Below are 20,680 nucleotides of genomic sequence, written 5' to 3'. Positions count from 1 at the left end.
CAGGTGACCACAGACACGACGAGGCCCCGGCTGGTCGTTCTCGCAGGTCCCTCCGCAGTGGGGAAGTCCACCGTGGTCAAGGGTCTGAGGGACACCGTTCCGAACCTGTTCTTCAGCGTGTCGATGACCACCCGGGCCCCCCGGCCCGGCGAAGTCGACGGGGTGGACTACCACTACGTCACCACCGAGGAGTTCCGGAAAGCTGTCGCCGAGGGAGGGATGCTCGAATGGGCGGAGATCCACGGCGGCCTCCAGCTGTCCGGAACCCCGCGGGGCCCGGTCGAGAAGGCACTCGCCGCCGGGCGTCCGGTCCTGGTCGAGGTTGACCTCGCCGGGGCGCGGAACGTGAAGAAGCTCATCCCGGACGCGGTGACCGTCTTCCTCGCACCCCCCAGCTGGGAGGACCTCGTCGCCAGGCTGACCGGCCGGGGGACAGAGTCCGAGGAGGTCATCGCACGCCGTCTGGAGACGGCCCGCGAGGAGCTCGACTCATCCGGCGAGTTCGACCGGGTCGTCGTCAACGACGATCTCGACAAGGCGGTGTCCGCCATCGCGGACATCCTGCTCAACCGGGGAGAGACGACAGACAGCGCGGCCCCGGCCGCCGACCAACGCTGAAGACCAACGCTGAACTAGCTGAACTATGAGGTGCGGAGTGGAAACTCAGGACGTCAACGACAACTCGACGGTCTTCGACCCGCCGATCGGCATCACCAACCCGCCGATCGACGATCTTCTCACGAAGGTCTCGTCGAAGTACGCTCTGGTGATCTTCGCTGCGAAGCGGGCCCGCCAGATCAACAACTACTTCCAGAACGTGGGCGAGGGGGTCTTCGAGTTCGTCGGTCCCCTGGTGGCTCCGGAGAACAAGGAGAAGCCCCTCTCCATCGCCCTGCGCGAGATCGACGCAGACCTTCTCGAGCACACCGAAGGCTGACAGACAGGGCCGGGAGGCGGAACCGACAGGTCCCCGACCACTGACCGTAGACGCCCGTCCCACCCTCACCGGTGGGGCGGGCGTCCGTGTGTCCGTACCCGCGGTGGGCTAGGCTGATCACCGTGACTGACTCGACCCCAGCGTCCCACCCGGGCACCACGGACGGCACCTCGGATTCCACTGCGGAGTCCGCTGTGGCCTCTACTGCGGCCCCCACCGCGGCCTCCACCGCAGCCTCTACCGCGGGCTCGACCGTGAACGGTTCACACGGTTCCCCCGACGCTTCTCCGGACCCCGGTTCCGAGACCCTCCGGATTCTCGTCGGCGTCGGCGGCGGCATTGCCGCGTACAAGGCCTGCGCCCTGGTGCGCGCCTTCACCGGAGCCGGTCATGAGGTGCATGTCATCCCGACGGAGTCCGCGCTGCGTTTCGTCGGTGCCGCGACATTCGAGGCCCTGTCCGGCAACCCCGTCACCACCACCGTGTTCGACGACGTCGACCAGGTGCGGCACGTCCGGCTGGGTCAGGAGGCCGACCTGGTGGTCATCGCCCCGGCGACCGCCGACCTGATCGCCCGACTCGCCCAGGGACGGGCGGACGACCTGCTCACCGCCAGCTGTCTGGTGGCGACCTGTCCGGTGGTGCTTGCACCGGCGATGCACACCGAGATGTGGGCGCATCCGGCCACCAGGGAGAATGTCGCGACCCTGCGCCGCCGTGGCACTGTGGTGCTGGAACCCGCCCACGGGCGCCTCACCGGGCCGGACTCGGGTCCGGGCAGGCTGCCGGACCCCGGGCACATCGCGACCCTTGCGACGGCCGCCCGGGACCGTTACGGCATCTTCCGCCGTTCGCTGGGCGGCCGGCGGCTGCTCACCCCCGCCGGTGGTACCCGTGAGCCGCTGGACCCGGTACGTTTTCTCGGCAATGACTCCTCGGGCAGGCAGGGCTTCGCACTGGCCGACATCGCCGTGCAGCGAGGCGCCCGGGTCGAGCTGGTGGCCGGTTTCACCGACGACCTTCCCGTGCCCTCGGGTGCGCACGTCACCAGGGTGCGTACGGCCCGGGACCTCCACGCGACGGTCAATGACCTCGCCCCGGGGGTGGACGCCGTGGTCATGGCGGCGGCGGTCGCGGACTTCCGTCCGGTGACGGAGGCTGACTCGAAGCTGAAGAAGGGCGGGGCAGAGGATCTGTCGGTACTGGAACTCGCCGAGAACCCCGACATCCTGCGGGGGCTCGTGGAGTCCCGTCGTACCGGCGACCTGCCCGAGGACCTCCTCATCGCAGGTTTCGCCGCGGAGACCGGGGACGCCGGCCACACCCCCCTGGACCTGGCCCGGGTCAAGCTGGCGAAGAAGGGCTGTGACCTGCTGATGTGTAATGCGGTGGGAGGGGGACGGGTCTTCGGCCGGGACGACAGTTCGGGTTGGCTGCTCACCCCGGGCGACCATCCGGGGGAGGAGGATGTCGTGGAGGTTCCCGCGGGTTCCAAACATGTGGTCGCGGCGCATGTGCTCGACGCGCTCGAAGAACTTTTCGCTCCCGGGTGAGGGCCCCGGCGCCCCTGATAGACCGCTTGGTCTAATATAGTCCGAATTGAACTGCCCGACTCCTACAAGGAAGAGAACTCCGCGTGTCATTCCGCCTTTTCACCAGTGAGTCCGTGACCGAGGGTCACCCCGACAAGATCTGCGACGCGATCTCCGACACCATCCTCGACGCCCTGCTCGCCAAGGACCCCACCTCCCACGTGGCCGTCGAAACTCTCGTCACCACCGGCCAGGTCCATGTCGTCGGCGAGGTCAGGACCAGCGCCTACGTCGAGATCCCGCAGCTGGTCCGGGACACGATCCGCCGGATCGGATTCACCTCCTCCGAGGTCGGGTTCGACGGATCGACCTGCGGCGTCAACGTCGCCATCGGCGAACAGTCCCAGGAGATCGGCGACGGGGTCGACACCTCCCACGAGTACCGCAACGGTGACGCCGGTGACTCGCGGGACGCCGACGACCAGGCGGGTGCCGGTGACCAGGGACTGATGTTCGGCTACGCCACCGACGAAACCCCGGAACTGATGCCACTACCGATCGCGACCGCTCACCGGCTGTCCCGGCGGCTGACCCAGGTCCGCAAGGAGGGCATCGTCGACAATCTGCGTCCCGACGGCAAAACCCAGGTCACGTTCGCCTACGACTCCGACGGCAGGCCCCACCACCTCGACACGGTCGTCATCTCCACCCAGCACGCACCCGAAGCGACCCAGGAATGGCTCGCCGCACAGCTGCGCGAACATGTCATCGATCCCGTCATCGAGGAGGCGGGGATCACCGACCTGGTCACCGATGACCTCACCGTCCTGATCAACCCGTCCGGGTCCTTCATCCTCGGCGGCCCGATGGGCGACGCCGGTCTGACCGGACGCAAGATCATCGTCGACACCTACGGCGGCATGGCCCGCCACGGTGGCGGCGCTTTCTCGGGCAAGGATCCGAGCAAGGTCGACAGGTCCGCCGCCTACGCCATGCGCTGGGTCGCCAAGAACATCGTCGCCTCCGGCCTCGCACACCGCGCGGAGGTCCAGGTCGCCTACGCCATCGGCAAAGCACAGCCGGTCGGCCTCTACGTCGAGACCTTCGGAACTGCCGTGGAGGGTCAGACCGACGAATCGATCCAGGCGGCCGTCCGCCGTGTCTTCGATCTGAGGCCCGCGGCGATCATCCGGGAACTGGACCTGCTGCGCCCGATTTACGCGCAGACCGCCGCCTACGGGCACTTCGGCCGTACCGACATCGATCTGCCGTGGGAGAGGACGGACCGCGTCGACGCACTCAGGGACGCGGCCGGCCTGTAGCACCGTCGACGAGCCGATGTCCGACCCTGTCGTGGAACCACCGGTCACCGACCCCGGCTCCGGTCCTGTCACCGACCGGGTCGCCCTGCCGGTCGCCAGGGTGCTCCCCCTGCTCGGCATGCCGCACCTCGACCGACTCTTCGACTACTCCGTACCGCCGGATCTTGACGCCACCGCCGTCGCCGGGACCCGGGTCCGTGTACGTTTCGCCGGTCGCCTGGTCGACGCCGTCGTCGTGGAACGTCGCCGCGCGACCGAGCACGTGGGGCGCCTTGCCCCGGTGACACGGGTCCTCGGGGAGGCCCCGGTGGTGCCCGCGCAGCTGTGGAAGCTCGTCAACCTGCTGGCCGACCGGTACGCCGGGGTACGTTCCGACATTATCCGGTCCGCGGTGCCCGCCCGGCACGTCAGTGCAGAGAAGGCCGGACTGTTCGGAAACGGGGTCAGCTGGGAGGAACTCTACGGTGACCTGGTCCCCACACCTGACCTTGCCGACGCCGCACGGCAGGCGGCCCTCGACGGGTGGGCCGGCTACCGTCACGCTGACAGTCTCCTGGCCGCGGTACTGTCCGGCCGGGCGGCGAGGGCGTCATGGCTGTGGACCCCGGGGGAGGACTGGGCCGGCCGCACCGCCGAGTTCGCCGCGGCCGTGGCCTGGGCCGGGGGTGGCGTCCTTCTCATCGTCCCGGACCAGCGTGACGTGGACCGGCTGCGTACGGCTCTGCGCCGGTTCCTCTCCGCGGCACAGATCACCGAACTGACGGCGGCTGTCGGCCCCTCCGCCCGGTACCGGCGATATCTCAGCATCCTGGCCGGCCAGGGGCGTGTCGTGGTGGGCACCCGGTCCGCTGCGACCGTCCCGGTCCCCGGTCTCCGGCTGATCATGCTCACCGGTGACGCCGATGAGTCGCTCGTCGACCCGCGTGCCCCGTACATCCACGCCAGAGAAACCCTCAGACTACGCGCTGAGCTGGAGGGATGCGGTTTCATCGTGGGCGGTCCCCACCGTAGTGCCGAGGTGCAGCAGTGGGTCGAGGAGGGATTCTGCCCGACCCTCCGCCCGGACCCGGGGCACCTGCGCTCCCGCATGCCGTGGATTCACGCCCTCGACGACGTCCACGACCCTCACGCCGCCCACGCCCGGGTTCCCGCGGCCGGGTTCCGTGCGGTCCGCGGAGCACTGGATGCGGGGCGTCCGGCGCTTGTCCAGGTGCCGAGAAGAGGCTATGCGCCTGCCCTGGCCTGCAGGGACTGCCGAACCCCGGCACGGTGCCGCCGGTGCAACGGGCCACTGGAACTGCCTCCGGGCAGCGACGGTGACGCCCCTCCGAGGTGCCGCTGGTGCGGTGCCCCGGAGATGAACTTCACCTGCGGCACCTGTGGGGGACGCCACCTGCGCATGACCGTGGTCGGCACCGACCGGACCGCCGAGGAGCTCGGCCGGGCGTTCCCCGGTGTCCCGGTGGTCGTCTCCGGGGGGACCGGGGTACGTGCGGACGTGCCGGCCGGTCCGAGGATCGTCGTGGCGACCCCCGGGGCCGAACCGGTGGCAGAAGGTGGCTACGGTGCGGCGGTACTGCTCGACCCGTGGCTGTCCCTCGGACGTGCCGACCTGCGGGCGTCGGAAGGGACGCTGCGGCAGTGGATGGAGGCGTCCTGCCTGGTCGTCCCGCGTGCGGACGGTGGTGAGGTGCTCGTCGTCGCCCGGACCGACCTGCCCGAGGCACAGGCGCTGATCCGCTGGGACCCGGAGAGGTCGGCGGCGGAGGAACTCGGGCAGCGCAGGTCGGCTGGCTTTCCGCCGGCCACGGTGCTGGTCGCGGTGGACGGTACCGACGAGACGGTGGAGGAGCTCCGTGAGCTGCTGGTGCTGCCAGGGGAACTCGGGGACCCGGAGGTACTCGGCCCGGTGGAGCTGCCGCCGGGGGTGCGCCCGCCCGCCGGGCTGGGGGAGCAGGAGCGCGACCGGGCGCGCCGGCTGATCCTGAGGACCCCGGCGCACACCGCCTCCGGGCAGGACGCCGCCCCGCTGCTCGGCGGTGCACTCAGGGCGGCGAAGTCGGTGCGCGCCACCCGGCGTATGACCGGACCCCTGAGGGTCGTCGTCGACCCTGTGCGGGTCGGCTAGACTGTTCCGTCATGACTGCCCTTGATATCCGCCTGTTCGGCGACCCGGTCCTGCGGACCGTCGCCGAACCTGTAGACGACCCCTCCGACCCCACCCTGCGAACCCTCGTCGCCGACATGCTGGAGACCATGGACACCGCCGGAGGGGTCGGACTGGCCGCCAACCAGGTCGGGGTGACCAGGAGAGTCTTCGTCTACGACTGTGAAGGGGACCGGGGCCACGTGATCAACCCGGTGTGGGAGGCCGTCGGCCCGGAGACCCAGACCGGCAGAGAGGGATGCCTGTCGGTGCCCGGAACCGGCGGACCGGTGACCAGGGCGGCCAAGGTACGCGTCACCGGTGTCACCCTCGACGGCGATACGGTGGACCGGGAGGTCACCGGACTGCTCGCACGGTGTGTACAGCATGAGACCGACCACCTTGACGGAGTGATGTACTTCCAGCGGATGGAACCCGAGGGCCGACGCGCCGTCATGGCGGACATCAGGGCGAGTGAGTGGTTCAACCGATGAGAATTCTCTTCGCCGGAACTCCGGAACCCGCGGCACACGTCCTGCGCCACCTGCTCGGGGACTCCCCCCACGAAGTCGTCGCCGTGCTGACCCGCCCGGACGCGCGTCGGGGTCGGGGCAGGAGCCTGCACCCGTCCCCGGTCGCCGAAGTGGCCGGGGCCGCCGGCGTTCCGGTGCACCGGTGGTCCTCCCTGAAGCCCGGGGCTCCGGACGCCGACCGGATCCGCGAGATCCTGCGCGGATACGCGGACACCGGTGTGGACGCCGTCGCCGTGGTGGCCTACGGTCAGATCCTCCCGTCCGACGTCCTCGACATCTTCCGGTTCGGGTGGATCAACCTGCACTTCTCCCTGCTGCCCCGGTGGCGCGGCGCAGCACCGGTCCAGGCGGCGATCGCCGCGGGGGACCGGGTCACCGGCGCGACGACGTTCCGAATCGTCCCCGCCCTCGACGCCGGACCGGTGATCGGCACCGTCGAGGAAACCGTGACACCCACCGACACCGCCGATGACCTGCTGACCCGGCTGACCGTCTCCGGTGGAGAACTCCTGTCACAGTCTCTGACCGGACTGGAGTCCGGCACTGCGGTGGTGACAGAGCAGCCGGACCACGGAGCGACGTACGCCGGGAAGATCACCACCGCCGACGCCAGGGTGGACTGGCGGCGTCCTGCCGCGGTGATCCAGCGGGTCACCCGTGCACACACACCGGCACCGGGGGCATGGACGACCCTCGACGGTGAACGGTACAAGCTGGGACTGCTCCTGCCCGTCACACAGGAGGCCGAACTGTCCCCGGGAGAGGTGCTCGCCGGAAAGTCACGGGTCCTCGTCGGCACCGGTGACGCAGCCCTGGAGATCACCAGGATCCAGCCACCGGGAAGGAAGATGATGACGGCCGCCGACTGGGCCCGTGGACGCGGTGACCTGGGTGGAAAGGGGTCCACAGGCGAAGCCCGGACAGTTGTCTTCGACCCCGTACCCGACCCCGTACCCGACCGGGGTCCCGACCCCGTACCCGAGCAGATGCCCGAAGGAGAACAGTGATGGGTGGATTCCGTTCCCGGTCAGAGTCGGCGGGCTCGTCCCGGCGTCAGGACACCGGCAGCAGGGGGTACCGGCGCCGCAGCGAGTCGCATCGCAGAGAACATGAGGACGCCCGCAGGAGAACCGGCTCAGGGGACCGTGTCCGTGACGTCGTCTTCGACGTCCTGCGCAGAGTCTCCGCCGAAGGCGCCTACGCCAACATCGCCCTGCCGGAAGCACTGCGCTCGGCGAACCTCCACGGCAGGGACGCCGCATTCGCCACCGAACTGACCTACGGCACACTGCGGATGCAGGGCCTGCTCGATGCGGTGATCGCCGATGTCGCAGGACGCCCGGTCGACAGGATCGACGCCGTCGTCCTCGATGCCCTGAGACTGGGCGCCTACCAGATCATGCGCACGAGGGTCGACGATCACGCGGCGGTGAACACCACGGTCGAACTGGTCAAGGCCAACGGTGAAGCGAAGGCGGCCGGGTTCACCAACGGTGTCCTGCGCTCCCTCACCAGGACCCCGGCCGGCACCCTCGTTGACCGGGTGGTCGGCCGGGTGACCGATCCGCTGGAACGCGCCGCACTGCGCACCTCACACCCGGCCTGGATCGCCGAGGCGTTCAACGCCGCCCTGGGGGCCGGCCCGGGCCAGCTCTCACCGGAACTCCCCGAAGCCCTGGAAGCCGACGACATCCGTCCCCTCGTCCACCTTGCCGCCCGCCCCGGGCAGATCAGCGGGGAGGAACTGGCCCTGGTCACCGGTGGTGAGCAGGGACGCTGGTCCCCGTACGCCGTCTACCTTTCCGAGGGGGACCCGGGGGAACTCGAACCGGTGAAGGAGGGGCTCGCCGGGGTCCAGGACGAGGGAAGTCAGCTCATCGCCCTGGCGCTGCTGCGTGCACGCGTCGACGACGACCACGGCCGTTGGCTGGACCTGTGCTCGGGTCCCGGGGGCAAGACGGCTTTCATCGCCTCCTGGGCGATGGGTGACGGTGCCGTCGTCGATGCCGTGGAACCGGTTCCCCACCGTGCCCGACTGGTGCGCAACGCCACCCGGGGACTGCCGGTGACGGTGTTCGAGGGGGACGGACGCAGACTCGAGGGGATCGAAGGCCTGGAGATTCCGACCGCCGCGGGCCGGGGCGGGGCGGCGGAGAGCTCAGGCTATGACCGGGTTCTCGTCGACGCGCCCTGCACCGGGCTCGGAGCCCTGCGCCGCCGACCCGAGGCACGGTGGCGGAAGTCGCCGGGGGACGTCCCCGGGCTCGTGTCCCTGCAACGGGATCTGCTGCGCTCGGCCCTGCGTGCCACCCGGCCGGGCGGTGTGGTGGTCTACTCGACCTGTTCGCCCCACCCCGCAGAGACCCGGGAGGTCGTCCTGTCAGTTGCCGAGGAGACCGGTGCTGTCGTCGAGGACGCCACCGCCCTGTTCCCCGAGCTGACAGGGGAAGGGGAGCGGGAGTCAGGAACTCTGGACTCCGCCCCGTTCGTCCAGCTCTGGCCGCACCGGCACGGCACCGACGCAATGTTCTTCGCCGTACTGCGTCGCTGACCGGCGCGCTGACCGGAGCGGAAGGGGTCGGTCAGTACACGTCGCGGACGTACCGCTTCTCTTTCTTCATACGGGCCAGATACTCCTGGGCCGCGTTCTCCGAACCACCCGACTGCCCGGCGATGACGTCCAGCAGGGCGGTCTCGACATCCTTGGCCATGCGTGAGGCGTCCCCGCAGACGTAGAAGTAGGCCCCGTCCTCGAGCCAGCGGTAGAGCTCCTCCGCCTCCTGTCTCATCCGGGTCTGCACGTACACCTTCTCCGCCTGGTCCCGGGAAAAGGCGAGCGACAGTTTCGTCAGCACGCCACGTTCCGACAGTCCCGTCAGCTCCTCCTCGTAGATGAAGTCGGTGGCGCGGTGCTGGTCGCCGAAGAACAGCCAGTTGGAACCCGTGGCACCGGATTCCGCCCGCTCGTGGAGGAAACCCCGGAACGGGGCGATGCCGGTACCGGGGCCCACCATGATCACCGGTCTCGAACCGTCCTCCGGGACGCTGAATGCAGCATTGGGCTGCAGCCAGATTCCGGTCAGGTCACCGTCGGTGATACGGTCGGAGAGGTAGGTCGAGCACACTCCTCCGTGGCTGCGGGCACCGGGGCCGCTGCTGTGCCTGACCGAGGCGACGGTGAGGTGTATCCGGTCCGGGCTCGCCAACGGTGACGAGGAGATGGAGTACTGACGGGCCTGGAGAGGACGCAGCAGTTCCAGCAGTCGTTCAGCCGTGAAACGTACCGACGGGTTCTCTTCGAGCAGGTCAAGGATGTCACGTCCCCACAGGTAGGAGTCCAGGGCGTCCCGGTCGTCACGGCGGATGACGTCTGCGAGAACTCCTTCGGGTGCGGCGTCCGCGACCGCGGTGATGAAGTCCCGTCCCGGTGTGCGGATCTCCCGGGAGGTCAGCACCGTGTCGAACAGTGTCCCACCGCCGTCACCCGGGGAGTCCTGCGAGCCGTCGAGCCCGAGACGACCGAGGACCGCTCCGACGAGTTCCGGGTCATTGACCGGCATGACCGCGAGAGCGTCCCCTGCGGTGTAGGTGATCCCCGAGTCTGCGAGGTCGAACTCGTAGTGGTGGATCTCCTTGGCACTGCCGGGGGCGGACAGGCGACGACTGGCGGCGAGTGCGGCGGGGAAAGGACTCTTCCGGCTCCATTTCGGACCGGTGGACCTGCGCTCCTGTGCACTTCCGGTCCCCGCCCCCGCACCGGCAGGTGGCGCTCCGGCGGCACCGGCGGGAGCTTCGGCGACGACTGCCGCGACCGCGGCGTCGATCCACCGTGCGGCGCAGTCCTCGTAGTCGACGTCGCAGTCGACCCGGGCGGTGAGGCGACGGGCACCGAGCTGCTCCAGTCGGATGTCGATGTCACGGCCGGCCTGGCAGAAGTCGTCGTAGCCGGAGTCACCGAGGGCCAGGACCGCGAAACTGAGGTGTTCCAGACGCTGCATGTCGGGGGAGGACAGGGCCTCCCAGAACATCTCCGCATTGTCCGGCATGTCCCCCTCACCGTAGGTGGAGGTGACGATGAGAACATGACCTGCGCCGGAGGTGAGGACACCGGTGCCGGCACTGTCGAGTTCACTGACGTTGGCACCCAGGCCGGAGGCGCGCAGTCCTCCGGCGAGCTGGTCGGCGAGGTCGGAGGAGTTTCCGGTCTGTGACCCGTAGAGCACCTCGACGGTGAGCTGCGCGGCGGGCGCCTGGTAGCGCTCGCGGCCCAGGTCCAGTCCGGCGAAGAACCCGTCGAGCCAGGTCTGCTGTTCCACCGAGAACGGGGCCCCGGTGGGAAGTCGGAGTGTCATACCTCAGCTCCCTTCATCTCCCGCCACCCTGCGACAAGGTCGTCGAGGGAGGCGTTGGCGATAGCTTTGTCGATCCGGGTGTCGTCCAGGCGGGCACAGTTCTTCAGGTCCTGGTGCATGATCCACCCGTAGGTTGCGGGGGACACGGTGCCCCGCACGTTACGGCGTTCCAGGGACGCCTTGTAGTCCCCGAGCCGTTTCGTGGCGATGAGGACGGCCAGCTGCTCGTCGTCGAGCGAGTCCATGGAGTCGCGGAGGTAGCGGACGACCTTCTGCATCACGAAGAAGTCCTCGGTGAGGATCAGTTTGCGGGTGGCGTCGTCGATACGTGGGTCGCCGGGGTCGACCGCGCCGGTGACCCGTTCACGGGCGAACTCCCGGGCGACGTTGAGAATTGTGTACGAGGCGATGAGACCGAACATGGTCGCGGCCCCCTCGGGTGAGGTGTCACCGGCACCCGGCACCCTGCCTCCTGCGACGACCCTCCGGTCCCGGTAGTCGGTCTTGAACGCATGCAGCCGGTCGGTCGCCACGGCGGTGGCCAGTTCGTCGAGGAGTTCCTTCCTGCCGGCGGCGGCGAGGATGGCGTCGGCGTCCTGGTAGAGCAGCAGTGCCCGGGGCATACCGCAGACGATGTGCGTCCGGGTGTTCTCCCAGTCCTCCCGCAGCCGGGTGGCCAGGGCGGACCCTGTCGCCCCGATGTGCATGTCGAGGAGCTGGAGCACCGTGGCCTCGTGGAAGGGTTCCGCATCGCACAACGGGAAGGTGACCAGGGAATCGTGGCTGGCGATCTCCGGGACCCTGCCGTCGGGGTCGTACTGGTAGAGGAAACCGCCGGACATGCCGTTGCCGAGGCCCTTGCCCACCGACCCGAGGTTCAGGACGGTGCCGTTGGTCATGTACTCGGCACCGAACTCGCCGAAGCCCTCGACCACGGCCGTCGCACCGGAGTTGCGCACGGCGAAACGGTCGCCTGCCTCACCCTCGACGAAGAGTCGCCCACCGGTCGCCCCGAAGAGCGCGAAATTGCCGATGAGGACATTGCCTCCGGGCTCGGTGGAACCTCCGCCGGGGGAGCGGACGACCACAGTCCCGCCGCACTGGCTCTTGCCGACCCCGTCGTTGGCGGTGCCGGTGTGCTCCAGGACCATGCCGTCACTGCAGAACACGCCGTAGGACTGTCCGGCTGAGCCGGAGGTACGTACGGTGACCGTCCCCTCGTCGAGGAAGGCACGGCCCCGGTCGTCCCGGAGTGTGGCGGGGAGTGCGTCGACCTCTGCTGCGGTGAGGGCGGGACCGGTGCCGACCTCCGCGGAGTTGGAGTGGTTGAGTAGGCGTTCGATGTCGACCGCGAGTTGTCCGCCGACGGACTTGTCCCAGTTGTGCAGGACGATGCCCTCGACGGTGACGTTGCGTTCGCCACGGTCGACGAGTGCCTCACGCACGACCGTCAGCAGGCGGTCGTCGGTGGAGAAGTTCTTCTCCAGGTACACCGGGTCGGTGACCTTCTTCTCCGGGACGAGGGCGAGCATCTTCCGCAGGTCGAGGCGTCCGACCGAGGCGGGGTGCTCCAGCAGCTGGAGCAGGTCGGAACGTCCGCGTGCCTCCCGCAGGGAGTGCAGTCCCAGCCGGCCGAGGATCCCCCGGACATCGTGGGCGATGTTGAGCAGGTACTGGGCCAGGGCACGCGGATCACCGTTGAACGCCTCCGCGTTGGTGGTCAGTCCCGCAGGGCATTTGATGTTGCAGTTCTTCGCCATGACGCAGCGCAGCATCATCAGGGCGGTGGTGCCGAACTCGAAGGAGTCGCCGCCGAGGAGGGCGGAGACCACGACGTCGCGCCCAGTCTGGTGGGCACCGGAACAGCGCAGGACGACCTTGTCCCTCAGCCCGTTGACCATCAGAGCCTGATGGACCTCGGCGATCCCGATCTCGGCGGAACGGCCGGCGTACTTCAGACTGGTGACCGCCGCCGCCCCGGTACCGCCGGTGTTGCCCGCGACGTTGATCACGTCCGCCCCTGCCTTCGCCACACCCACCGCGATCGTGCCGATGCCCTCGGAGGAGACGAGCTTGACGATGACCCGGACGCGGGCGGCCTTGCAGTCGTGGATGAGCTGGGCGAGGTCCTCGATGGAGTAGGTGTCGTGGTGGGGAGGAGGGGAGACAAGTTCAATGCCGGGGGTCCCGCCACGTGCCGCGGCGATGTCCACGGTGACCTTCGCCGCGGGCAGCTGTCCGCCCTCGCCGGGCTTCGCGCCCTGCCCGATCTTGATCTCCAGCTCCTCGAGCTGGGGGTCGGCGAGGTAACCGGCCCAGATCCCGAACCTTCCTGAGGCGAACTGCTTGATCCTCGATCCGCGGATGGTCCCTGCCCGTGAGAAATGCTCGCCGCCCTCACCGCAGTTCGACATGCCGCCGACCATGTTCGTGCCGTGGGCGACCGCCTCATGGGCGGTGGCGACGAGAGCACCGTGGCTCATCGCCCCGGACGCCAGCGTGCGGGTGATCTCGTGGGCGGGCTGGACCTCCGACAGGGCAAGACTCGGCGGTGCCGGACGCAGCATACCGAGGAAGCGTGCAGCCCGGCCATGGGCGCTGACGAGCAGTTCAGCTGCGGAGATGCGAACGCCCAGCACGGCGTCCCCGAACGTCTCACGGAACCACACGGCGAGTTCAGCGTGACCGCCGAGACGTCCCTCCGGGTCGGTGAGCACCAGTGCCCAGGTGTCTGTGCCGGCCGGGCTGACGTCGAGTCCGCGGACGCAGATCGAGTCATTTCCTTCCAGAGAGAAGGTCCCCAGCTGGCGGTCGAAGTCCTCTGACAGCCGCATACCGGTGACGTCGGCGGGGAGGGCGAGGATGTCACGCAGGGCGGAAGGCCGCCGTGCCCGCTCCGCCTTGGTGGTGGAGACGAAGTCGCGGTAGCCCGGGGTGACCTTGAATAAGTCGATCTGTTCATCGGTGAGGCGTCCGAAGCCTGCGTTCGTGTAGGCGGAGTCGGTGATCCCGAAGGCGTCCCTGAGCTGGCCCAGGGTGAGCAGACGCAGCTCATCCCCGACATCGTCCCGGTCACTGTCCCGGTCACTGTCCCGGGCATTGTCGCGGGCACTGTCCCCGGCGACGGTGGCGTCCTTCCCGCTGCCTGACCGGGCGGCCGTGGCCGCCGGCGGGACGGTCGGGGAGGGCAGTGCCAGGGGTTCGTCGGTCAGACCGGTGAACCCGCGCACCGCACTCGTGCCGAAGGAGTGGCCGGCGCCTTCCGACCGTTCCTTGAACAGTCCGAGCAGAGGAATGTCGGAATCCTCGGTGATCGAGGCGGCACGCCGGTGCCATTCAGTGGCCGCCTCGGCGATGCGGCGGAAGCCCACCCCCCGGACCGGGGCGTCCATGTGCGGGAAGCACCGGGCGAGGGCAGGGTCACGGGTGTCGAGGTAGTTCGGCTCGAAGAACTCCCCGCCGATGTAGCTCTCCACGGTGCACAGGCCGACCCGTCCCATGGTCTTCCCGAGCTGCTTGAGTGCGGCCTTACGGAACCGGTCGAAGGCTCTGTCTGTCTCCGTGTACTCACCGGCGGGACCCGTCGGAGCCGGATACTTCTCCTCTGCCCGCAGACGGGCGGAAAGGCTGTACACGGCGGCGGCGCCGAAACCGAGGGCGGAGGCGATGTGGTGGGAGCTGGGCAGCTGACCGGAGTCGGCGATCACGGACACGCGCATGCGCAGGCCGTCGGCGATGAGCCGCTGGTTCACCGCAGAAACGGCGAGCAGCAGGGGGACCGGGGCGTGACCGCTGTCCACTGAGCGGTCGGAGAGCACGGCGATGCCGCCCTTCTCTGCCGCGAAGCGGGCGACGGCGTCACAAAGGCGGTCGAGGGCGTCGGTGAGGGAGTCGGCGTTGGCGTCCGGGTCCCCGGCGACCGGCTCGTAGAGCAGGTCGAAGCGACGCAACGGCACCAGGTTCTGCTCCCGCAGGCGCAGCATGTCCAGATGGGACAGGATCGGGGACTCCACGATGATCTGGTGGGTGGGTTCGCGCGGGTCCTCGGTGTCCCTGCCGTCCGGCTTGGCACCCAGGGCGACCCGGAACGTCATCCCGTCAGCCTCCCTGATCGAGTCCAACGGCGGATTGGTGACCTGGGCGAAACGCTGCGAGAAGTACTTCGCCATCCCGCCCTCGGTGTCAGACAGGGCGTTGATCGCGTTGCCGTACCCCATCGCAGAGATCCGCTCCGCGCCGTTGGCCAGCATCGGGTCCATCATGAACCGGAAGCTCTCCTGGTTCATCGAGTAGGCCACGAACCGCCCGGCCAGGGACAGGTCACCCTGGTACCCGAGAGTGCTGGTGCCGCGTTCCAGACCGGTGACCGGGATGTCCCGGATGTCGGTACGGGCGGACGAGAGCAGGGACGCGTAGTCCCGGCGGGAGGCGAGCTCTTCGAGGGTCTCCCGTGTCCGCCGGATCTGACCGGTCCGGTGGTCCAGGATGAGCATGCCGCCTGCCTCGATCCGGCCCCGGTGGAGGACCTCGTCGGGCTCCGCCTCGAGCTGTCCCGCCTCCGAGGAGACCATGAGGTACTCGGCCGTCTCGATGCTGCGCAGGGGACGCAGCCCGAGACGGTCCAGGCGGGCGCCGACGACGTCGCCGTCGTTGAAGATCACGGCCGCCGGGCCGTCGTTCTTCTCCTCGTACAGGGAGAAGTACTCCAGCATGTCCCTGACCGGCTCCGGGAGTGAGGTGTCGTTCTCCCAGGCGGGGGGCATCAGTGAGACCACGGCCTCCACGATATCGAGACGGTCGTCGAAGACCCGGGACTGCAGGGTCTGGTCGAGACGGGAGGAATCCGACTGTCCGGGTGGGCGGATGATGTGACGCTGGCGTGAGGCCGCGGCAGCCTCATCACTGATCCGGTTCTTGCGGTCCGTGTTGAGCTCGCCGTTGTGCGCCATGAGACGGAACGGCTGCGCCATCGACGGGTGCGGTTCCGTGTTCGTGGAGAACCGGGTGTGGAAGTACATGGTGCGCACACTGTGCGCAGGATCGGTGAGGTCGGCGAACCAGGGGATGACCTCGTCGGCGTTGAGCCTCCCCTTGAGGACCTGGGTGCGGGTCGACAAGGACAACGGATACAGGCCCCGGAGACCGGGACGCGAGTACGCCTCCTGCTCGATGCGCAGCAGTGCCGAGTTCGCCGCACGGTCTGCGGCGCCGGCGGACATGCCGGAGGGGACGGTGAAGATCCACTGCAGGATCGGCAGCTGGTAGGCCAGTGCCGCCGGACGGACCGCCGACGGGTTGACGGGCACCTCCCGGATCTTCACCACCTCCAGCCCCTCGGCCTCGAGAGCGGATCCGATGAGGTCGCGGGCGTCACCGGTGTGCCCCGGATCTTCGGGCATGAAGAAATTACCGACGCCGAAACGCCGCTCCTCGAGGGGGGTTCCGGTGACGGCGGAGAAGAATTCCACTGACAGGTCGATGTTCACCCCGGCGCCGTCGCCGACGCCTTCGGAGGACATGCCGCCCCGGTGGGGGATGGCGCAGAGTGCGCGGTGGCCACGGTCCAGGACGTCGTGGGTGGGGACGCCGTCCTTACGTGTGAGGAATCCGACGCCGCAGGAGCTGTGCTCGCGGGACGGGTCGTACAGGCCGAATGTCGAACTCATGAACGGGTTGATCTTTCGCCTCGGGGTACCCGGTCAGCGGCAACCGCTTGTGGCGGAGTTCTGCGTGACTGCCAGGTGTGCCATTGCTCTGGTCAGGATAGACTAACCGATCCGTATCGTGAGATCGAATCGAACATCCCGGCGAAATAGCAGGGTAACGCGTGTGAAATATGACCGAAACAATGTGGGCCGGGAGAGGTTACCCAAGAGACTGCCGGCGACCGCCGGGCCGCCGCCGACCGGCGGCCGGGGCGTGTCCGGCGTCGTACTAAGATCACCTGCATGAACCGACAGACGCTGGTCGCGCCCTCCATCCTCGCCGCCGACTTCTCCGATCTCGCCGGAAGTGTCGCACAGGTCCCGGGGGCGGACTGGCTCCACATCGACATCATGGACAACCACTTCGTCCCCAACCTCAGTTTCGGTCTCCCCGTCGCCGAGGCCGTGCGCACGCACACGGACCTGTTCACCGACGTGCACCTCATGATCGAGAACCCGCAACGGTGGGCCCCGCTCTACGCCGCCTTCGACAGCGTCACCTTCCACCTCGAGGCGGTGGAGGACGTGGCGGCCGCCACCGCCCTCGCCGACCAACTGCACCGGGCCGGGACCCGCGCCGGGGTGTCGGTGAAGCCGGGGACACCGGTGGAGCCGCTCCTCGACAGTCTGGCGTCCTTCGACGTCGTCCTGGTGATGAGTGTCGAACCCGGTTTCGGTGGCCAGGCGTTCATGCCGGAGGTTCTCGGCAAGGTCCGGGCACTGCGGTCGCGGATAGACGCCGGGTCCCTGTCAACCCTGGTCGAGATCGACGGCGGTATCAGCGTGGAGACCGCGGCGGCCGCCGGGGCTGCCGGGGTGGACGTGCTCGTCGCAGGGTCCAGTGTCTTCGGCTCGGACGACCCCCAGGCTGCAGTGGACGCCATCCGGGCCTCCGCCGCGGAAGCCCGGCAGTGACCGGCCCTGCAGTGACCGGCCCTGCAGGACACGGACCGGTCGGACAGGCCTGTTCCGGACGCCCCGACCCCTACCTCCGGCTCACTGGCGACCCCGGGATCGCCCGGGCCCTGGCCGCCGCTGATGCCGCCGGGCAGGAGGTGCGCGGCACAACCTCGCCCAACCCACCGGTGGGGGCGGCGATCCTCGATTCCGCCGGTACCCTCGTCGCGACCGGTGCGACCAGTCCCGTCGGCGGTCCCCACGCCGAGGTCAACGCCCTCACTGCAGCGGGACCGGCAGCCCGGGGCGGCACGGCCGTGGTCACCCTGGAACCCTGCAACCACACCGGTCGGACCGGCCCCTGCACCCGTGCACTGCTCGACGCCGGGGTCGCACGGGTCGTCTACGCCTTCGCCGACCCCGGGGACGTGGAGGGAGGCGGGGCCGACTATCTGCGTGACCACGGGGTCGAGGTCACCGGACCGCTGGTCACCTCCGCAACGGACCTGTCCGGGGTCCCCCGGTTCAGTGTGGAACCCTGGCTGGTCTCACGCAGGCACGGCCGTGCCCACCTCACACTGAAGTTCGCCGGGACGCTCGACGGTTTCGCCGCAGCCACCGACGGAACCTCGCAGTGGATCACCGGGGACAGCGCACGGGCCCGCGTCCACCTCGACCGGGCCCGCCGTGACGCCGTGATCGTAGGGACAGGGACGGTGCTCACCGACAATCCCCGCCTCACGGCACGGCTGCCCGACGGCAGCCTGCGTGACCGGCAGCCGACCCGGGTGGTGCTCGGACGGACGTCGCTTCCGCAGGACGCCGCGGTCCTGCCTGCCCTGCGGTACGACGGGCACGACCCGGAGGCCGTCCTGACGGACCTGGCGGCCAGGGGCCTGGTCGATGTCCTGGTCGAGGGAGGTCCGCACCTCGCGGCGTCCTTCATCGCCGCAGGCATGGTCGACGAAGTCGACGCGTACACGGCGCCGGCGCTGCTGGGGGCGGGCGTGCCGGTCGTCGCACCCGACCCGGCCACAGCCACCACCGTGGCGGGAACCCGGAGGCTCATCCTGCGGTCCGTGGAGATCCTCGGCGGGGACATCCTCACCGTCGCCGGCACACATCCCTGACCGGCAGTCGTCCCGGACCGGGGCACCGGACAGTCGCCGTCGCCTCCACCAGATGAACCCGGACGACAGGCGGGAAGCCGACGTGCCCTACACTGACTGCCATGTTCACTGGAATCGTCGAGGAGACGGGCACCGTCGCAGCCGTGGAGCCCACAGCTGACGCCCGACGTCTCCGGATAGCCTGCAGAACCGTCGTCGGGGACGCCGTCCACGGTGCATCCGTCGCGGTCAACGGGGTCTGCCTGACCGTCACCGATTTTGACGCCTCCGGTGACAACCCCGGATTCTGGGCGGACTGCATGCAGGTCACCCTCGACTACACCACCGTCGGCGACCTCACCGTCGGCGACCGGGTCAACCTGGAACGGGCGGTCCCTGCCGGAGGGCGTCTCGGCGGACACATCGTGCAGGGCCACGTCGACGGGACCGCCGTGCTCGAGTCCCGTACCCCCGGCAGTGAGTGGGAGATCCTCCGCTTCAGGCTCGAGGACCCGTCACTGGGCAGGTACATCGCCAAGAAGGGAAGCGTCGCGGTGAACGGGACGTCACTCACCGTGGCCGAGATCGGACCGGTGACCGAACCGTGGTTCGAGGTGTCACTGATCCCGGCCACCCTCGCCGGTACTGTCCTGGGTGACCTGCAGGTCGGTGACCGGGTCAACATCGAGTGCGACGTGCTCGCGAAATATCTCGAGCGGCTCGTCGGGGCGTCCCCCTCCACGACCGGCACAGGCACAGATAATGCCGGCACCGCAGGTACGGAGGTTCGTCACGGTGAGTGAGTCCACGGCCCGAACCTCCCTGCTCGACCCCGTCGAGGACGCGATCGCCGACATCGCGGCAGGCAAGGCGGTCGTCGTCGTCGACGACGAGAACCGCGAGAACGAAGGGGACATCATCTTCGCCGCGGAGAAGGCGACCCCCGAACTCGTCGCCTTCACCGTGCAGCACTCCTCGGGGTACATCTGCGCCACCCTCACCGACGAGGACGCCGACCGGCTGGGACTGCCTCCCATGGTCGCGCGTAACGAGGACGTGCGCGGCACCGCCTACACCGTCACCGTCGACGCCGCAGAAGGCGTGACCACCGGAATCAGCGCCACCGACCGTGCCACCACCATCCGCAGGCTCGCCGACCCCGCCTCAGACAGGGCGACCTTCCACCGGCCCGGCCACGTGGTGCCGTTGCGGGCCCGGGCCGGCGGTGTCCTCGAGAGGGTCGGTCACACGGAGGCGTCAGTGGACCTGGCGAGGGCCGCGGGACTTCGTCCTGTCGGAGTGCTCTGCGAGGTCGTCTCCACCGAAGACCCGACCGGCATGGCGAGACTTCCGGAACTGCGCCGCTTCTGCGACGAACACGGGCTCTCCCTGATCTCCATTGAGCAGCTCGCCGAATGGCGCAGGGTGAACACTCCGGTGGTGACCCGTCAGGTCGAGACTCGGCTGCCCACCAGTCACGGAGAGTTCCGTGCGGTGGCCTACCGCGGCGTCATCGACGGTGTCGAACACGTCGCCCTCGTCGCCGGTGACCCGTCCTCCCACGACGGTGAAGACGTGCTGGTCCGGGTTCATTCGGAATGCCTCACCGGTGACGTCTTCGGTTCCCTGCGCTGCGACTGCGGCGAACAGCTTCACGTGGCGATGGACCGCATCGCCGAATCCGGCAGGGGAGTGCTCGTGTACCTGCGCGGTCAGGAGGGCCGGGGGATCGGACTGCTGCCGAAGCTCACCGCCTACAACCTTCAGGACCGGGGACTCGACACCGTGGACGCCAACACCGCCCAGGGCCTGCCGGTCGACTCGCGCGAATACAGCGCGGCAGCCCAGATCCTCCGTGACCTGGGGGTCAGGTCGGTGGCACTGCTGTCCAACAATCCGGCGAAACGTCTCGACCTCGAACGGCACGGCGTGTCCGTCTCCCGTCGGGTGCCGATCGATCTTCCGCCCAATCCTGAGAACGAGTTCTACCTCCGGACCAAGCGTGACAGGATGGGGCACCAGCTCGACTCCCTGACCGACAGGTTCCCGGAACCTGCCCCGCACCCCGGCACGCCGGGTGCCGGGGCACAGCCCGGTGCCGCACGTCCCGCCCGCACCGACTGAGACCGCTTCCGACGACCATTCCG

At 69.0% G+C, this 20,680-nt stretch carries 14 protein-coding genes; 12 read left to right on the top strand and 2 right to left on the bottom strand.

The annotated features are described in order from the left end of the window. Nucleotides 1-3 precede the first annotated feature (3 nt). From gmk to E0E18_RS02185, 8 genes are all read left to right on the top strand, one after another. On the top strand, nucleotides 4-618 hold the full coding sequence (gmk, locus tag E0E18_RS02220) for a guanylate kinase (protein WP_066588713.1): 615 nt from the start codon (nucleotides 4-6) through the stop codon (nucleotides 616-618). 37 nt (nucleotides 619-655) lie between these two features. Continuing rightward, nucleotides 656-937, top strand: coding sequence for a DNA-directed RNA polymerase subunit omega (gene rpoZ / locus E0E18_RS02215; protein WP_066588716.1), 282 nt, complete (start codon nucleotides 656-658; stop codon nucleotides 935-937). Between the two features lie 254 nt (nucleotides 938-1,191). Further along, nucleotides 1,192-2,490 (top strand): bifunctional phosphopantothenoylcysteine decarboxylase/phosphopantothenate--cysteine ligase CoaBC, encoded by a 1,299-nt coding sequence (gene coaBC / locus E0E18_RS02210; protein ID WP_130841138.1) that lies wholly within the window; start codon nucleotides 1,192-1,194, stop codon nucleotides 2,488-2,490. An 83-nt stretch (nucleotides 2,491-2,573) separates the two neighbouring features. Beyond that, nucleotides 2,574-3,791, top strand: coding sequence for a methionine adenosyltransferase (metK, locus tag E0E18_RS02205; protein ID WP_066588720.1), 1,218 nt, complete (start codon nucleotides 2,574-2,576; stop codon nucleotides 3,789-3,791). A 16-nt stretch (nucleotides 3,792-3,807) separates the two neighbouring features. Then, nucleotides 3,808-5,919: a primosomal protein N' gene (locus E0E18_RS02200; RefSeq protein ID WP_161972234.1), complete on the top strand. Its 2,112-nt coding sequence runs from the start codon at nucleotides 3,808-3,810 to the stop codon at nucleotides 5,917-5,919. An 11-nt stretch (nucleotides 5,920-5,930) separates the two neighbouring features. Further along, the gene (gene def / locus E0E18_RS02195; RefSeq protein WP_130839215.1) at nucleotides 5,931-6,431 is read left to right on the top strand and encodes a peptide deformylase; all 501 of its coding nucleotides are present in this window, start codon (nucleotides 5,931-5,933) and stop codon (nucleotides 6,429-6,431) included. Continuing rightward, nucleotides 6,428-7,477: a methionyl-tRNA formyltransferase gene (fmt, locus tag E0E18_RS02190; protein ID WP_130839214.1), complete on the top strand. Its 1,050-nt coding sequence runs from the start codon at nucleotides 6,428-6,430 to the stop codon at nucleotides 7,475-7,477. Before def ends, fmt begins: the two co-directional genes overlap by 4 nt. After that, entirely contained in the window at nucleotides 7,477-9,021 is a 1,545-nt protein-coding gene (locus E0E18_RS02185; RefSeq protein WP_130839213.1) for an RsmB/NOP family class I SAM-dependent RNA methyltransferase, read from the top strand. The genes fmt and E0E18_RS02185 overlap by 1 nt, the downstream gene beginning before the upstream one ends. Before the next feature lie 31 nt (nucleotides 9,022-9,052). Here the strand turns inward: E0E18_RS02185 and E0E18_RS02180 are convergent, their stop codons facing one another. Beyond that, nucleotides 9,053-10,822, bottom strand: coding sequence for a diflavin oxidoreductase (locus E0E18_RS02180; protein WP_130839212.1), 1,770 nt, complete (start codon nucleotides 10,820-10,822; stop codon nucleotides 9,053-9,055). Beyond that, entirely contained in the window at nucleotides 10,819-16,488 is a 5,670-nt protein-coding gene (locus E0E18_RS02175; protein ID WP_130839211.1) for a glutamate synthase-related protein, read from the bottom strand. Before E0E18_RS02175 ends, E0E18_RS02180 begins: the two co-directional genes overlap by 4 nt. Nucleotides 16,489-16,770: 282 nt before the next feature. On the opposite strand from E0E18_RS02175, the gene rpe reads away from it, so the two are divergent. From rpe to E0E18_RS02155, 4 genes are all read left to right on the top strand, one after another. Continuing rightward, nucleotides 16,771-17,442, top strand: coding sequence for a ribulose-phosphate 3-epimerase (rpe, locus tag E0E18_RS02170; protein WP_130839210.1), 672 nt, complete (start codon nucleotides 16,771-16,773; stop codon nucleotides 17,440-17,442). A 98-nt stretch (nucleotides 17,443-17,540) separates the two neighbouring features. Then, a complete protein-coding gene (gene ribD, locus E0E18_RS02165; protein ID WP_066589935.1) occupies nucleotides 17,541-18,554 on the top strand; it encodes a bifunctional diaminohydroxyphosphoribosylaminopyrimidine deaminase/5-amino-6-(5-phosphoribosylamino)uracil reductase RibD in 1,014 nt (337 codons plus the stop codon). Nucleotides 18,555-18,655: 101 nt separating this feature from the next. Then, the gene (locus E0E18_RS02160; protein WP_066588730.1) at nucleotides 18,656-19,336 is read left to right on the top strand and encodes a riboflavin synthase; all 681 of its coding nucleotides are present in this window, start codon (nucleotides 18,656-18,658) and stop codon (nucleotides 19,334-19,336) included. Then, nucleotides 19,296-20,657, top strand: a complete 1,362-nt coding sequence (locus E0E18_RS02155) for a bifunctional 3,4-dihydroxy-2-butanone-4-phosphate synthase/GTP cyclohydrolase II (RefSeq protein ID WP_390620348.1) — start codon at nucleotides 19,296-19,298, stop codon at nucleotides 20,655-20,657. Before E0E18_RS02160 ends, E0E18_RS02155 begins: the two co-directional genes overlap by 41 nt. The last annotated feature ends 23 nt before the right edge of the window (nucleotides 20,658-20,680 follow it).

The organism is Corynebacterium neomassiliense, assembly GCF_900626215.1.
In the GTDB taxonomy this organism is placed as follows: Bacteria; Actinomycetota; Actinomycetes; order Mycobacteriales; family Mycobacteriaceae; genus Corynebacterium; species Corynebacterium neomassiliense.
Note: the sequence above shows the minus strand (reverse complement) of the source record. Positions and strands in the feature narration are given on the sequence as shown.

Bases quoted from the DNA above. Each gene is read 5' to 3' on its own strand.
- E0E18_RS02200 (WP_161972234.1), top strand. From the start codon at position 3,808: ATGTCCGACCCTGTCGTGGAACCACCGGTCACCGACCCCGGCTCCGGT.
- def (WP_130839215.1), top strand. From the start codon at position 5,931: ATGACTGCCCTTGATATCCGCCTGTTCGGCGACCCGGTCCTGCGGACC.
- rpe (WP_130839210.1), top strand. From the start codon at position 16,771: ATGAACCGACAGACGCTGGTCGCGCCCTCCATCCTCGCCGCCGACTTC.
- E0E18_RS02155 (WP_390620348.1), top strand. From the start codon at position 19,296: ATGCCGGCACCGCAGGTACGGAGGTTCGTCACGGTGAGTGAGTCCACG.
- fmt (WP_130839214.1), top strand. From the start codon at position 6,428: ATGAGAATTCTCTTCGCCGGAACTCCGGAACCCGCGGCACACGTCCTG.
- E0E18_RS02180 (WP_130839212.1), bottom strand. From the start codon at position 10,822: ATGACACTCCGACTTCCCACCGGGGCCCCGTTCTCGGTGGAACAGCAG.
- E0E18_RS02175 (WP_130839211.1), bottom strand. From the start codon at position 16,488: ATGAGTTCGACATTCGGCCTGTACGACCCGTCCCGCGAGCACAGCTCC.
- E0E18_RS02185 (WP_130839213.1), top strand. From the start codon at position 7,477: ATGGGTGGATTCCGTTCCCGGTCAGAGTCGGCGGGCTCGTCCCGGCGT.
- E0E18_RS02160 (WP_066588730.1), top strand. From the start codon at position 18,656: ATGTTCACTGGAATCGTCGAGGAGACGGGCACCGTCGCAGCCGTGGAG.